The organism is Rhodoferax sp. SPJ21 (assembly GCF_058216335.1).
In genome coordinates this window covers 939907-954635 of sequence record NZ_JBYZMO010000001.1, presented here as the reverse complement: position 1 = coordinate 954635, position 14729 = coordinate 939907, and the positions used below count along the sequence as shown (strand labels likewise).

The 14729-nt window shown below is 65.5% G+C and carries 12 protein-coding genes; 6 read left to right on the top strand and 6 right to left on the bottom strand.

Annotation, left to right across the window (positions count from 1 at the left end):
• Nucleotides 1-48 precede the first annotated feature (48 nt).
• The 5 genes from AC4BBN_RS04265 (at nucleotide 49) to AC4BBN_RS04245 (ending at nucleotide 4646) form a co-directional block, all read left to right on the top strand.
• On the top strand, nucleotides 49-525 hold the full coding sequence (locus AC4BBN_RS04265) for a rhodanese-like domain-containing protein (protein ID WP_490590708.1): 477 nt from the start codon (nucleotides 49-51) through the stop codon (nucleotides 523-525).
• A complete protein-coding gene (gene epsC, locus AC4BBN_RS04260) occupies nucleotides 525-1439 on the top strand; it encodes a serine O-acetyltransferase EpsC (RefSeq protein WP_490590707.1) in 915 nt (304 codons plus the stop codon). The genes AC4BBN_RS04265 and epsC overlap by 1 nt, the downstream gene beginning before the upstream one ends.
• A complete protein-coding gene (locus AC4BBN_RS04255) occupies nucleotides 1436-1705 on the top strand; it encodes a helix-turn-helix domain-containing protein (protein ID WP_490590706.1) in 270 nt (89 codons plus the stop codon). The genes epsC and AC4BBN_RS04255 overlap by 4 nt, the downstream gene beginning before the upstream one ends.
• An 82-nt stretch (nucleotides 1706-1787) precedes the next feature.
• A complete protein-coding gene (locus AC4BBN_RS04250; RefSeq protein WP_490590705.1) occupies nucleotides 1788-2714 on the top strand; it encodes a family 2A encapsulin nanocompartment shell protein in 927 nt (308 codons plus the stop codon).
• 15 nt (nucleotides 2715-2729) lie between these two features.
• Nucleotides 2730-4646, top strand: a complete 1917-nt coding sequence (locus tag AC4BBN_RS04245) for a family 2A encapsulin nanocompartment cargo protein cysteine desulfurase (RefSeq protein ID WP_490590704.1) — start codon at nucleotides 2730-2732, stop codon at nucleotides 4644-4646.
• Between the two features lie 58 nt (nucleotides 4647-4704).
• On the opposite strand, the gene trhA is transcribed toward AC4BBN_RS04245, so the two are convergent.
• The 6 genes from trhA to AC4BBN_RS04215 form a co-directional block, all read right to left on the bottom strand.
• Nucleotides 4705-5340: a PAQR family membrane homeostasis protein TrhA gene (gene trhA, locus AC4BBN_RS04240; protein ID WP_490590703.1), complete on the bottom strand. Its 636-nt coding sequence runs from the start codon at nucleotides 5338-5340 to the stop codon at nucleotides 4705-4707.
• A gap of 49 nt (nucleotides 5341-5389) precedes the next feature.
• Nucleotides 5390-6601 (bottom strand): MFS transporter, encoded by a 1212-nt coding sequence (locus tag AC4BBN_RS04235; RefSeq protein WP_490590702.1) that lies wholly within the window; start codon nucleotides 6599-6601, stop codon nucleotides 5390-5392.
• Nucleotides 6602-6675: 74 nt separating this feature from the next.
• Nucleotides 6676-8124 carry an efflux transporter outer membrane subunit gene (locus AC4BBN_RS04230; RefSeq protein ID WP_490590701.1) on the bottom strand — a complete coding sequence of 483 codons (1449 nt, stop codon included), beginning with the start codon at nucleotides 8122-8124 and terminating at the stop codon, nucleotides 6676-6678.
• A gap of 15 nt (nucleotides 8125-8139) precedes the next feature.
• On the bottom strand, nucleotides 8140-11382 hold the full coding sequence (locus AC4BBN_RS04225) for an efflux RND transporter permease subunit (RefSeq protein WP_490590700.1): 3243 nt from the start codon (nucleotides 11380-11382) through the stop codon (nucleotides 8140-8142).
• A gap of 24 nt (nucleotides 11383-11406) precedes the next feature.
• The gene (locus tag AC4BBN_RS04220) at nucleotides 11407-12633 is read right to left on the bottom strand and encodes an efflux RND transporter periplasmic adaptor subunit (RefSeq protein WP_490590699.1); all 1227 of its coding nucleotides are present in this window, start codon (nucleotides 12631-12633) and stop codon (nucleotides 11407-11409) included.
• Nucleotides 12634-12745: 112 nt separating this feature from the next.
• Complete coding sequence (locus AC4BBN_RS04215; RefSeq protein ID WP_490590698.1) at nucleotides 12746-13615, bottom strand: alpha/beta hydrolase; 870 nt, start codon at nucleotides 13613-13615, stop codon at nucleotides 12746-12748.
• 178 nt (nucleotides 13616-13793) lie between these two features.
• Between AC4BBN_RS04215 and AC4BBN_RS04210 the strand changes: the two genes are divergently transcribed.
• Nucleotides 13794-14705, top strand: a complete 912-nt coding sequence (locus tag AC4BBN_RS04210; RefSeq protein ID WP_490590697.1) for a LysR family transcriptional regulator — start codon at nucleotides 13794-13796, stop codon at nucleotides 14703-14705.
• Nucleotides 14706-14729 lie beyond the last annotated feature (24 nt).

The window sequence follows — 14729 nt, the reverse complement described above, 5'->3', positions numbered from 1 at the left end:
GCAGACGGTTTTTGCAGGCGCACGGTGTTTTTTAGAACAGGAGTTGCTATGTCTTCCGCTACCGCTGATGTGATCAGTCTCCCCCCCGAATTGGTATCTGCGCAAGCTCTGGCGCGCGCTGCTGGCCTGCCCTACGCCGGAGGCGTTTCTCCCCAGGTGGCATGGCACCTGCTGGCTGGTGAGCAGGTGCAGCTGGTGGATGTGCGAACCTTCGAGGAGCGCAAGTTTGTGGGCCATGTGCCGGGTAGCGTGCACGTGCCCTGGGCCACCGGCACCAGCCTGACGCGCAACCCGCGCTTTGTGCGCGAGCTGGAGGCCAAGCTGGCGGGCGGCAAGGATGCTGTGGTTTTGCTGCTGTGCCGCAGCGGCAAGCGCTCGGCCCTGGCCGCAGAAGCCGCCACCAAGGCCGGCTTTACATCGGTGTTCAACGTGCTGGAAGGTTTCGAGGGCGAGATCGATGCGCAGCAGCACCGTGGCGGCAGTGATGGCTGGCGCTTCCACCAACTGCCCTGGGTGCAAGACTGATGGCCAGCCCTGTCTTTGATACCCATAGCGTGGTGCAGGCCTTGCACGGCGTGCGCAGCGAATGGCGGGCGGCACAAAGGCGCTCCAGCGAGCCGGGTGGCCGCGAGTTCCCGTCGCGCGATGCGCTGGCGGGCATTGTGGAGTCGCTCAAAGGCGTGCTGTTTCCCATGCGCCTAGGCCCGGTGGATCTGCGCCAGGAGAGCGAAGACTTTTACGTCGGCTACACCCTGGATGCGGCCCTGCATGCACTGCTGACGCAGGTGCGTCTGGAGCTGCGTTTGGTGGATGGCGTGCCCGCAGGCACCCAGCCGACCCAGGTGGTGCAGCAGTTCGCACTGGCCTTGCCGGCGATACGCCGCCTGCTCGACAGCGATGTGCTGGCCGCCTTCCACGGTGACCCGGCAGCCCGCAGTGTGGACGAGGTACTGCTTTGCTACCCCGGTGTGTTGGCCATGGTGCACCACCGCCTGGCGCACCAGCTGTACCGCCAAGGCCTGCCTTTGCTGGCGCGCATTGTGGCCGAGCTGGCACACAGCAGCACGGGCATCGACATTCATCCTGGTGCAAGCATAGGCGCCGGCTTTTTCATCGACCACGGTACGGGCGTGGTGATTGGCGAAACCGCCGTGATAGGCGAGCGCGTGCGCCTGTACCAGAACGTGACGCTGGGCGCAAAGCGCTTCTATACCGATGCCCAGGGCCACCTGGAAAAGGGCCAACCGCGCCACCCCATCGTGGAAGACGACGTGGTGATCTATGCGGGCGCCACGGTGCTTGGCCGTGTGACCTTGGGCCAGGGAGCGACCATAGGCGGCAATGTGTGGGTGACGCAAGACGTGCCGCGTGGCGCCCATGTCACCCAGGCCAGTGCGCGGCAAGAGCCCCGCACCGTGCCCGAGCCTGTACCCGCATGAGTGCGATTGTCGAAAGCCTGGGCCAGGCGGTGCGTCAGCTGCGCGAGGCGCGTGGCTGGTCACAGGAACAACTGGCCGAGCACGCGGACCTGAACCGTTCGTACGTCGGTGAGATCGAGCGGGGCCGCGCGATTGCCTCCATCGTCACCACCGAAAAACTGGCCAACGCACTGGGTGTTTCCTTGTCCATGCTGATGGCCGATTGCGACCATCTCACCGAGCGGCGCACGCGCCGGGGCCTGCGATTGACGGCTATAGCATGTTGAAGGATGCCTGTAGGCGTCCGACACTGCGGGCCATTCCTGTTTTCCTTTTCTTCTTCACCATCTTTTTCAACGGAGTCCTTTCATGAGCAGTGTGAACCTCAGTACCCTCGGCGACAACGCCGCGCGCCAGCTAGCCAACGCGACCAAAACCGCGCCCCAGCTGGAAACCATCTCGCCGCGCTGGCTGACGCATCTGCTGCAGTGGACGCCGGTGGAGGCCGGTATCTACCGCCTGAACAAGGTGAAGAACGCCGAGTCCATCAAGGTCACCTGCACCGCCCGCCAGTCGGAAAACCAGCTGCCCCGCACCTTTGTGGATTACGAAGAGCAGCCGCGCGAGTACTTCCTGAATGCCGTGAGCACCATCCTCGATGTGCACACCCGCATCTCTGACCTGTACAGCAGCCCGCATGACCAGATCAAGGAACAGCTGCGCCTGACTATCGAGACCATCAAGGAAAACCAGGAAAGCGAACTTATCAACAACCCCGACTACGGCCTGCTGGCCCAGGTGACCGACGAGCAGCGCATCTTCCCGCTGACCGGCGCACCTACGCCCGACGACCTGGACGAACTGCTGACCAAAGTGTGGAAAGAACCCGCTTTCTTCCTGGCCCACCCCTTGGCTATCGCCGCCTTTGGCCGTGAAGCTACGCGCCGTGGCACGCCACCGCCCACCGTCAGCCTGTTCGGTTCGCAGTTCATCACCTGGCGCGGCATTCCGCTGATCCCGTCGAACAAGGTGCCTGTTGCCGACGGCAAGAGCAAGATTTTGCTGCTGCGCGTGGGCGACAAGCGCCAAGGCGTGGTGGGTCTGTTCCAGCCCGGCCTGCCAGGCGAGCAGGCTCCTGGCCTGTCGGTGCGCTTCATGGGTATCAACGACCAGGCGATTGCCTCCTACCTGATCTCGTTGTACTGCTCGCTGGCGGTGCTGACCACCGATGCACTGGCCGTGCTGGACGACGTCGAAATCGGCAAGTACCACGACTATCCGGACACCTACAAGTAAAGCGGTGCTGTCACTATGACTACCGTTGTTCCCCAACCCTCGTTGCCAGCGGGCCTGCCCGACCCGGCCACGCTGGCCCGCATGGCGACTGCGCTGTTCTCTGCCCTGCCGGGTGAGTCGCCTGCCTTGGCAAGTTTGCCGGGCGTGCAAGCGCCAGGCAATTTCGCGCCTGCTGGGTCGCCGCTGGCCAGTCCGGCCGGCTTCGGCCCTGGTGTGCCGGGTACGCCGATTCCGATCGGCCAGGTTCCGGGCATCAATCTGATTCCCGCGTCGCCCGGCTCGGTACTCAGCCTGGCAAACCGGGCACCGGCTTTGCAGCCGCATGCCCAGGCCGGTAACGGCCTGCCTGACCGGGTGGTTAGCGAGTTACCGGCTTACGAGCCACGTATCGGCGGTGCCGCCCTGGGTGTGCCAGAGGCTTTGCCTAGTGCTGTGCCCAGCGCTTCGCCGTACTACTTTCTGAGTCCTGACATTGGCCATCCTGCGCCGTCGGCGCCAGACAGTGGCTCCAGCCTGGATGCCTTGAGCCGCTTGCCGTTTGCACCGCCCAGCGATGCAGCGCGGCCCGCTGCTTTGCCCACGCCTCCGGTGCCGCAGACCACGCCGGCGTTCTACTTTGTCGATGCGGTGACCTTGCCCAACGGCTATGTCACCCCCGCCAAAGCGGGCCGTAACGATGTACCTCCGTATGCCGGCTCGGCGCACCCAGCGTTCGACATCAACGCCGTACGCCGCGATTTCCCCATCCTGCAGGAGCGGGTTAACGGCAAGCAGCTGGTGTGGTTCGACAACGCCGCCACCACGCACAAGCCGCAGTCGGTGATCGACCGCATAGCCTACTTCTACGAGCACGAGAACTCGAACATCCACCGCGCTGCCCATGAACTGGCCGCCCGCGCCACCGACGCCTACGAAGGCGCACGGGAGCGGGTGAAGAAGTTCATCAATGCGCCGGACGTGAACGAGGTGATCTTCGTGCGCGGCACCACCGAGGCCATCAACCTGGTGGCCAAGAGCTGGGGCGGCCAGCATGTGGGCGAGGGCGACGAGATCATCGTGTCGAATCTGGAGCACCACGCCAACATCGTGCCCTGGCAGCAGCTGGCTGCCGCCAAGGGCGCCAAGCTGCGCGTGATTCCGGTGGACGACAAGGGCCAGGTGCTGCTGGACGAGTACCGCAAGCTGCTGAATGACCGCACCAAGATCGTCGCCGTAACGCAAGTGTCGAACGCACTCGGTACCGTGGTGCCGGTGAAGGAGATCGTGGAACTGGCGCACCGCGCTGGCGCCAAGGCGCTGGTCGATGGCGCGCAGTCGATCTCGCACATGCGGGTGGACGTGCAGGACATCGGCGCCGACTTCTTCGTGTTCTCCGGCCACAAGGTGTTCGGCCCGACCGGCATCGGCGTGGTCTGGGGCAAGCGCGAGGTGCTGGAAGACATGCCTCCCTGGCAGGGCGGCGGCAACATGATTGCCGACGTGACCTTCGAGAAAACCGTGTTCCAGCCGATCCCGAACAAGTTCGAGGCCGGCACTGGCAACATTGCCGACGCGGTGGGTCTGGGCGCAGCCATCGACTACGTGAACAAGGTGGGTATCGAGAACATCGCCCGCTACGAGCACGAGTTGCTGGTCTACGGCATGCAGCAGCTGGGTGCGATTCCCGGCGTGCGCCTGATCGGTACCGCAGCCGACAAAGCCAGTGTGATGTCCTTCACTCTGGCCGGCTACAGCACCGAAGAGGTTGGCAAGGCCTTGAACGAGGAGGGCATTGCCGTGCGCACCGGCCACCACTGCGCCCAGCCTATCCTGCGGCGCATGGGTGTCGAGACCACGGTACGGCCGTCGCTGGCCTTCTACAACACCTTTGCCGAGATCGACCTCTTGGTCACGGTGGTGAAGCGCCTGGCATCCGCCCGTCGCAACGGCTGATGCTATTAAATTAAGAGCTGCCAGCGCAGGTAATACCTGCGCTGGCAGCTCTTTTTATTTAAGAAGAGTAGTTGAGGACGGCAAAGAAGTGGAAGCCGGTGCCGGCAACCACAAAGGCGTGCCACACGGCGTGGGCGTAGCGCACCTTGTGGTCCAGTGCAAAGAACACCACACCCAGGGTGTAGGCCAGGCCGCCGGCCACCAGTAGCGCAATGCCCATGGTGGGCACGTTTTGCACCAGTGGCACCGCAGCAATCAGTACCAGCCAGCCCATGGCCAGGTACAGGCCGGTGGACAGCCAGGGGTGCGTCAGGCGGTTGAAGGATTTCAAGACCACGCCCATCACCGCCATCGACCACACCAGGCCAAACAGCGTCCAGCCCCAGGGGCCGGACAAGGCGCCCAGCGCGAACGGCGTGTAGCTGCCGGCAATGAAGAGGTAGATGGCGCCGTGGTCCAGCTTCATGAACACACGCTTTGCCGGGCCCTGCGGCAGCGCGTGGTACAGCGTGGAGGCGGCGTACAGCAGCACCATGGTCACGGCGAAGACGATGGCGCCCACCAGGTTGGCGGCGGATAGCTGGCTGGCCGCCACGATTAAAAATGGTGCGGCCACCAAGGCCGCCAGCAGGCCCACGCCGTGGCTCACGCTGTTGGCGATCTCCTCGCCCAGGGTTTGGATTCGATCTTGCATTGCAGCATTTTTACACCCAGGTGTGACACCCGTGTAAAGCACCCGGTGTTTAGAGGCCGGACGCCCGGCGGCCAAACAGGCCCAGCACGCCTGCTGCAGCCCAGGCCATGGCTCCACCCAGCACCATGGCGCTGGGCACGCCGTAGCCATCTACCGCCCACCCGCCCAGCAATGCCCCGCTGGCCAGGGCGATCTGGAACACGCTGACCAGCACGGCCTGGCCGGCGTCGGGTGCGTCGGGCACGGCCTGGATCATCCAGGCGGTCAGCGCCACCGGCAGCGCGCCAAAAGCCAGGCCCCAGGCGGCCACCACCATGTCGGCGCTGACGGCGCCGGGCCCGCTGATGGCTGCCGCTAGCAATGCCATTCCCAGCAGGGCAGCCGGCGCAATCAAGGCCAGGCGCAGGTTCCACGCCACCAGCTTGCCGCCGATGAAGTTGCCGGCAATGCCCACCACTCCGTAGACCAGCAGCAAGACGGCCACCATGGCGGGCTCCAGCCCGAAGACCTTTTCCAGCAGCGGCTTGAGGTAGGTGTAGGCGGCAAAGTGCCCCAGTATCAAGAAGGCTATGGCTACCAGGCCGACCTGCGCCATGGGTAGCCGCAGCGGCTTGAGCAGGTCTGCCGCACGCAGGGCGCGCGCGGCGGGCAGGGCCGGCAGCAGCCACCACTGGGCCAGCGTCACCAGCGCGGCCAGCACTGCCGTCGTGGCAAAGGCGCTGCGCCAACCGGCCAGGCTGCCCAGCAGTGCACCGGCCGGCACGCCCGCCACCGTGCCCACCGAAATACCCGCCAGGATGATGGCCATGGCCCGCGCTTGCGAGGCGGCCGGCACCAGCTGCGTGCCTATACCCGGCGCAAAGGTCCAGAAGCCACCCACGCAGATGCCCAGCAGCACCCGCGCGACCAGCGTCACGCCAAAGCTGGGCGCCAGCGCGCCGACCAGGTTGACCAGGGTCAGCAGCACGGTCAGGGCGATCATCACCAGGCGGCGGTCCAGCCGGCCCGAGGCGACGATCAGCGCCGGCCCGGCCACGGCCGCGACCAGGCCCGGCACGGTGACCATCAGGCCGGCGTGGCCTACCGACACCTGCAGGTCTGCCGCGATATCGGTCAGCAGGCCTACGGGCAGGAACTCGGTGGTCACCATCGCGAAAGTGCCCACGGCGATGGAGCCTACGGCCAGCCAGTTGCGGGCCAGGGCAGGCGGGCTTTGGCCGGCCAGGCCGTGTGTGGCGGTGGTGGATGCAGATGGATTCATTTTGCTACTTATTTGATAGCTGCTAGCGCAGGTATTTATTGCGCTACAGCCTTGTTTTGTTTAAATGCTGGGGCCTACAGCGTCTTCGCCAGCACCCGCGGCGCGACTTCCACGACAGACTTTTCTGGCGCATCCCAGCCACCGCCGAGGGCACGCACCAGCCCCACCGTGGCCTGGTACTGGGCCGAGCGCACACCCAGGGCCTGGCGGCGGTTGAGCAGCTCGCTGCGGCGCGCTTCCAGCAGGTCCAGCTGGCTGACCAGGCCGTTGCGGTAGCGCGAATACGACAGCACCGTGGCCCGGCTGGCCGATGCCACCGCGCGCCCCTGCGCCTGGGCTTGCTGGTCCAGCAGGCGCAGCGCGGCGAGCTGGTCTTCCACCTCCTGGAAAGCGGTCAGCACCTGGCCACGGTACTGGGCGGTGGCGCCATCCAACTGGGCGTTGGCGGCCTGCACGCCGGCTTCGCGCCGGCCGCCGTCCAGCAGCGGTACCGACAGCAAAGCGCCGATGCCCCAGGCGCGGGCCGACCACTTGAACACGTCGCCGAGTTCGGGCGATGCATAGCCGCCGGCTGCGGTTAGCGACACGCTGGGGAACCAGGCCGTCTGCGCCACGCCCACGCGGGCCTGCGCTGCAAGCAGATTGCTCTGTGCGGCGGCTACGTCGGGCCGGCGCGCCAGCACCGTGCCGGGCACGCCAGCGGGTATCACCGGCAGCGCGGTGCGCCAGTCGGCCGACTCCAGGTGGAAGCTGGGCGCCGCGTCGCCCACCAGCACGGCCAGCGCATGTTCCAGCGTGGCGCGCTGGCGGTCCAGCGCCAGGGCATCGGACTCGGTAGCGGCTACTTCGGTCTGCACGCGCACTACTTCCAGCTCGGCCACATCACCGGCGCGAAAGCGGCTTTGCGTCAGCTGCAGCGTGTCCTGGTAGGCATCTACCGTGGCGCGCACCAGGGCACGCTCGGTGTCCAGCGCCCGCAGCGCCAGATAGGTTTGCGCCACATTCGCCTGCACCAGCAGACGCGTGCTCTGTAGCAGCGCGGCGCGGGCCTGGGCGTCCAGACTGGCGGCGTCGGTGGCGCGCGCCAGCTTGCCGAACAGGTCCACCTCGTACGACAGCTGTGCGCTGGCCGTGACCAGGGTGCTGGGCACACTGCCGTTGGTGGTGTTGGCACCAGCCTGGCGGGTGGCTCCGGTACCCAAGCCCAGCTGTACCGACTTGTCGGCCTGGCTACTTTTTAGCAGTGCCTGGGCCTGGGCCAGGCGGGCGGCGGCTTCGGCAATGCCGGTGTTGTGCAGGCTGGCACGCTCTACCAGCGTGTCCAGCGTGGGGTCGGCAAAAGCCTTCCACCAGGTGCCGCGGTCGCGGGCTTCGGCCGGGCTCAGGGCCGTCCACTGCGCGCCTTCTTTGAAGGCCGCAGGCGCGGCGGCGATGGCAACCGGGTCCACCGCAGGGACGCTGGCACAACCAGCCAGCACCAGGGCGGCTAGCAGCGGTGCCAGTGCATGGTTCAAAAGTTTCATGGTGTTTCTCCGTTCTTACAGTGGCGCGGCGGGCAGTGGGCGGGCCGAGCCACCACCGCCATGCGGCAGCGTGGGCAGGGCGGGCACAGCCGTTTCGATGTGGCCGACTTCGCCGTGGTGTTTCAGGGCCCGGTTGCCGGCCAGGCGGCGCATCAGCACATAGAACACCGGCGTCAGGAACAGGCCAAAGGCCGTCACGCCAATCATTCCGGCGAACACCGCCACACCCATGGCCGAGCGCATTTCTGCGCCCGCACCGGTGGACAGCACCAGGGGCAGCACGCCCATGATGAAGGCCAGCGAGGTCATCAGAATGGGGCGCAAGCGCAGGCGGCTGGCTTCGATGGCGGCCTGCACCGGTGTGCGGCCTTCAAACTCCAGCTCGCGGGCGAATTCGACGATCAGGATGGCGTTCTTGGCGCTCAGCCCCACCAGCACGATCAGCCCGATCTGGGTGAACACATTGTTGTCCCCACCGTGTATCCACACGCCGGTCATCGCGGCCAGGATGCCCATGGGCACGATCAGGATGATGGCCAGCGGCAGCGTCAGGCTTTCATACTGCGCGGCCAGCACCAGGAACACCAGCAGGATGGCCAGCGGGAACACCAGCAGGGCGGAATTGCCGGCCAGGATTTCCTGGTAGGTCAGCTCGGTCCACTCGTAGCCCACGCCCTTGGGCAGGGTCTCGGCGGCGATGCGGTTGATGGCGTCCTGCGCCTGGCCGGATGAAAATCCGGGGGCTGGTCCACCGTTGATGTCGGCGGCCAGGTAGCCGTTGTAGCGCATGGCGCGTTCCGGGCCGAAGCTCGAATTGACCTTCATCAAGGCCGACAGCGGCACCATCTCGCCGGTGGTTGAGCGCACCTTCAGCAGGCCCACATCCTCGGCGCGTGCGCGGTAGGGCGCATCGGCCTGTACCCGCACGGTGTAGGTGCGGCCAAACTTGTTGAAGTCGTTGGCGTACAGGCTACCCAGGTAGATCTGCATGGTGTCGAAGATGTCGGTCACCGGCACACCCAGCTGGCGGGCCTTGGTGCGGTCAATGTCGGCATACAGCTGCGGCACGTTGACCTGCCAGCTGGTGAACATGCCGGCCAGTTCGGGCGTCTGGTAGGCCTTGGCCATGAAGGCTTTCACGGCCTTGTCCATCTCGTCGTAGCCCAGCGAGCCACGGTCTTCCAGTTGCAGCTTGAAGCCGCCGGTGGTGCCCAGGCCGGCCACGGGCGGTGGCGGGAACATCACGATGAAGGCGTCCTGGATGCTGCCGAAAGCCTGGTTCAGCTGGCCTGCCACGGCGCCGCCACTTTGGTCGGCGCGCTTACGTTGCTCAAAAGGCTTGAGCGTGGCGAACACGATGCCCGAGTTCGAGCTGTTGGTGAAGCCGTTGATCGACAGGCCGGGGAAGGCGATGGCGTCTTCCACGTTCGGGTTCTTCTTGACGATCTCGCCCATGCGTTTGATCACGTCCTCGGTGCGGTCCAGCGTGGCGCCGTCGGGCAGCTGGGCGAAGCCGATCAGGTACTGCTTGTCCTGCGCGGGCACAAAGCCGTTGGGCACGGCCTTGAACAGGCCAAAGGTCACGGCGATCAGCACCAGGTACATCACCATCATCAGGGCCTTGCGGCCGATGACGCGCTTCACGCCGCCGCTATAGGCTTCCGAGCCCCGGTGGAAGAAGCGGTTGAAGCCGCGGAACAGCCAGCCCAGCGCCTTGTCCATGCCGCGCGTCAACGCGTCTTTGGGCGCATCGTGGCCGCGTAGCAGCAGGGCGGCGAGGGCCGGCGACAGGGTCAGCGAGTTGATGGCCGAGATCACCGTGGAGATGGCAATCGTCACCGCGAACTGCTTGTAGAACTGGCCCGTCAAACCGCTGATGAAGGCCAGCGGCACGAACACCGCCACCAGCACCAGGGCGATGGCGATGATGGGGCCAGACACCTCACGCATGGCCTTGTAGGTGGCGTCGCGCGGGCTCAGGCCGGCCTCGATATTGCGCTCCACGTTTTCCACCACCACGATGGCGTCGTCCACCACGATACCGATGGCCAGCACCAGGCCGAACAAGCTCAGGGCGTTGATCGAAAAGCCCAGGATGTGCAGCACCGCAAACGTACCCACCACCGACACCGGCACGGCCAGCAATGGAATGATGGAGGCGCGCCAGGTTTGCAGAAACAGAATCACCACCAGCACCACCAGCAGCACGGCTTCCAGCAGGGTGTGCACCACCGACTCAATCGAGGCCCGCACGAACTGCGTGGGGTCGTAGGCGATGCGGAACTCCACGCCCTCGGGCATATTCTTCTGCAGCTCGTCCATGGTATTGCGCACATTGGCCGAGATGTCCAGCGCATTCGAGCCTGGCGCCTGGAACACGCCCATGCCGACGGCCGGGTCGTTGTTCAGCAGCGAGCGCAGCGAATAGTCGGCCGCACCCATTTCCAGCCGGCCAATGTCGCGCAGGCGGGTGATGGCACCGTCGGCACCGGTCTTGACGATGATGTCGCCAAACTCTTCTTCGCTTTGCAAACGGCCTTGGGCGTTGATCGACAGCTGCATGTCCACACCAGCCAAGCCGGGCGATGCACCCACCACGCCGGCCGCCGCTTGTACGTTTTGTCCACGGATGGCCGCCACCACGTCGCTGGCCGACAGGCCGCGTTGCGCCACCTTTTGCGGGTCCAGCCAGACGCGCATGGAATAGTCACCACCGCCAAATATCTGCACCTGGCCCACGCCCTGGATGCGCGCCAAGCGGTCTTTCACATTCAGCACTGCGTAGTTGCGCAGGTAGTTCATGTCGTAGCGCTTGTTGGGCGAAGCCAGGTGCACCACCATGGTCAGGTCGGGTGCGCTCTTGACCGTGGTCACACCCAGGCGGCGCACTTCTTCTGGCAGGCGCGGCTCGGCTTGCGATACGCGGTTCTGCACCAGTTGCTGGGCCTTGTCGGGGTCGGTGCCGAGCTTGAAGGTGACTGTCAGCGTCATCACGCCATCGGTCGTGGCCTGGCTGCCCATGTAGAGCATGCCTTCCACGCCGTTGATGCTTTCTTCCAGCGGCGTTGCCACGGTTTCGGCGATCACCTTGGGGTTGGCGCCCGGGTACTGGGCGCGTACCACCACCGAGGGCGGCGCGACTTCGGGGTACTCCGAAATCGGCAGGCTGCGTAGCGCGATCAGGCCGGCGATCAGCATCAGCAGCGACAGCACGCCCGCGAAGATCGGTCGGTCGATGAAAAATTTAGACAAATTCATGGGGTTGTTCTCTGAAGATTCCGATCAGGACTGGGTTGCCGCCCCGGCTTTTGCTTGGGCTTCGGGCTTGCCATTCATGGGTACCAGTTGGGGCTCCACCAGCGCCCCGGGGCGCACCCGCTGCAGGCCGTTGACGACCAGCTTTTCACCGGCGACCAGCCCCTTGCTGACCACGCGCAGGCCGTTCACCGATGCACCCAGCGTCACCTCGCGGTAGGCCACGGTGTTGTCTTTGCCGACCACCATCACAAATTTCTTGTCCTGATCGGTGCCCACGGCACGCTCGTTCACCAGCAGCGCGGTCTCAGTCTGGGTCTGGCCCATGCGCACGCGGGCGAACTGGCCGGGCATCAGGCTGCCGTCCTTGTTATCGAACACGGCGCGGGTGCGCACCGTGCCGCTCTTGGCGTCCACCTGGTTGTCCACCAGCTGCAGCTTGCCGGTGAAGGGCGTGTCGCTGGTGGCGGCCGTGCCCATCTGCACGGGAATGCTCTCAATGCCACGCGTACCGTGCGGGCCGTTCAGGTCTTTCAGCGCGCGGGCAATCACGCGCTCGTCGGCGTCAAAGCTGGCGTAGATGGGGCTGATGGAAACCAGCGTGGTCAGCACTTGTGCGCCGGGGCCTGCGGCCACCAGGTTGCCCGCGGTCACTTCCAGCTTGCCGACGCGGCCCGACACCGGCGCACGCACCTGGGTGTAGTCCAGGTTCAGGCGGGTGGTTTGCAGGCCAGCCTGGGCGGCGCGCAGATTGGCCTGGGCTTCACGCAGGCTGTTGCCGCGCTCGTCCAGCTCGCGTTGGGCGATGGCGTGTTCGTCCCACAGGCGCTTGGAGCGTTCGAATTCGCTGTTGGCCTGCGATACGCGGGCCTGGGCGGCGGCCAGCTGGGCATCGCTGCGGTCCACCTCGGCGGCATACGGGGCGGGGTCGATGGTGAACAGCAGATCACCCTGTTTCACCAGCGCGCCTTCGCGGAAATGCACAGACTGCACCGCGCCAGCCACGCGGGAGCGGATGTCTACCCGCTGCACGGCTTCCAACCGGCCCGAGAACTCGCTCCAGGCGTTGACCTGGCTCTCGGTCACGGTAGCGACCGAGACCGGAATGGCCTGTGGCGCTGCCGGTGACAGGCCGGCTTCGGCCGGGGTACTTTGCAGGCCGAAGACGATGGCGGCGGCCGCTGCCACAGCGGTCACGGAAACGGCGGCAGTCCACAGTGTGCTGCGCAGGGGGAAGGCGGTTTTGGAGCTCATAAGTGTCTTTCAGAGAGGATGGAAAAAGCGTTGGGCCATGCGGCGGCCCGCCCGGACCCACAGGGCCGGGAAAAAGGGGGGCTACAGAGCAGGGTGGTTTAGTGCAGCGGCGTCAACAGCTTCTGGGCTGGTCGGCGCTGGGCTTCTGGGGTGGCAGCGTGGCTTCGAAGAAGGCGCGGAACTGTTGCTTCAAGTCTGCTGCGCAAGGGCATTCAGCGGTCAGCGGGGTGTACAAGGCATCGGGCCAGCCTTTGGCATTGGTCACCAGGTTGAAGCTGGCTGTAATGCCAGCACTGCGCAGCCGCTCGGCGTAGGCGCGGGCTTCGTCGCGCATGGGGTCGTCTGCACCGCTGAGCACCAGGGTGGGAGGCAGGTCGGCCAGGCGGCGGGCCACGCCGGGTACGGCGTAGGGGTGTTCGGCGTCCATCGGGCAGCGCAGGTACTGCTGCCAGCCATCGGCCCATTTGCAGCCGGTAGCGGCACCGGTGCTGGCGCGTAGCGATGCCGTTCCCACGCAAGGGTCGAGCATGGGTGACAGCAGAATCTGCCCTGCCAGCGGCGGCTGGGCGCGGTCGCGTGCCACCATGGCCACGGCGGCAGCCAGGTTGCCACCGGCTTCTTCACCGGCCAGGAACAGGCGGGCGCCTTGGCCGGCCAATTTCACGCGGTGTTTGTAGACCCATGCCAGCGTGTCGTAGCCCACCTCCACACCCTGTGGAAACGGACTGGCGGGCGCCAGTGGGTAGGCCAGGGAGACCACCACCGCGCCAGCGCTGGCCAACAGCCGGGCCACCGTGGCGCCGTTGTCCAGGCCACCCGCCACAAAGGCACCGCCATGGAAGTGCAACACCAGCGGTGCGGCGCCACCGGGTACGCGCTTGCCGTACATGCGCACATCCACCGCAGGCCGCTGCGGCAGCGCGATGCAGGCGTTGCTTTCGGTGGGCTGTGCGGGCCGGGTGGTTGCTGGGCGGGGGACCATGGTGGTGTGTTTAGTTAGTCGCAGGTAGTGCGGGAATGTGAAGTAATGTAGTGCGCATGGCTTATTGCATAAAGACGTGGTTTGGCAAGTTCTCTGTTTCTAATCTAGCAACAATAGGCCATCTTTACCGTGCGAAGATGCGCTGCGCTCCGGCACCCAGCCAGAGCAAGAAAGGACTATGGACCAGATACTGACCATGCGTGTCTTTGCCCGGGTGGTGGAGGCAGGCACTTTTACCAAGGCCGCCGACTCGCTGGCACTGCCCAAGGCCACGGTCACCAAGCACATCCAGCATCTGGAGTCGCGCCTGCGCGTCAAGCTGCTGCACCGCACGACGCGCCGCGTGTCCGTTACACCCGATGGCGCCGCCTACTACGAGCGTGCCTCCCGGCTGCTGGCCGATCTGGACGAGCTGGAAGCCAGCATGGGCAATGCCCAGATCAACCCGCAAGGGCGTTTGCGGGTGGACGTGGGTTCGTCTGTGGCCAATCTGCTGATCATCCCGGCCTTGTCCACCTTTTTTGAGCGCTTCCCGGACATCCAGCTGGACCTGGGCGTCAGCGACCGGCCAGTGGACTTGATTGGCGACAACGTGGACTGCGTGATACGCGGTGGCGAGCTGCAAGACCAGTCGTTGGTGGCTCGGCGTATTGGCATTCTGCCGTTTGTGACGGTGGTGTCGCCCGACTACCTGCGCCGCTACGGCGCGCCGCAGACTCCGCAGGAGCTGGAGCAGGATGGCCACCGCATGGTCAACTTTTTCTCGCCACGCACTGGCCGCCTGATGCCGAATGAGTTTGTCAAAGACGGGGTGCAGCTGGCGCTGGACAGCAGCCACCGCATCGCGGTGAATGAGAGCAACGCCTATCTGGCAGCGGCGCTGGCCGGCTTGGGCGTTTCGCAGATGGTGACCTTCATGGCTGCACCACACCTGGCGGACGGCACGCTGGTGCAGGTTTTACCCGATTGGGAAGTACCGCCGATTCCGGTCTATGTGGTCTACCCGCCGAACCGCCATCTGAGTGCCAAGGTACGTTCGTTTGTGGATTGGGCGGCCGAGCTGTTTAGCCAGAACCCGCATCTGCGTTAGCCGGAAGTTTCAAGCCTTTTAGCT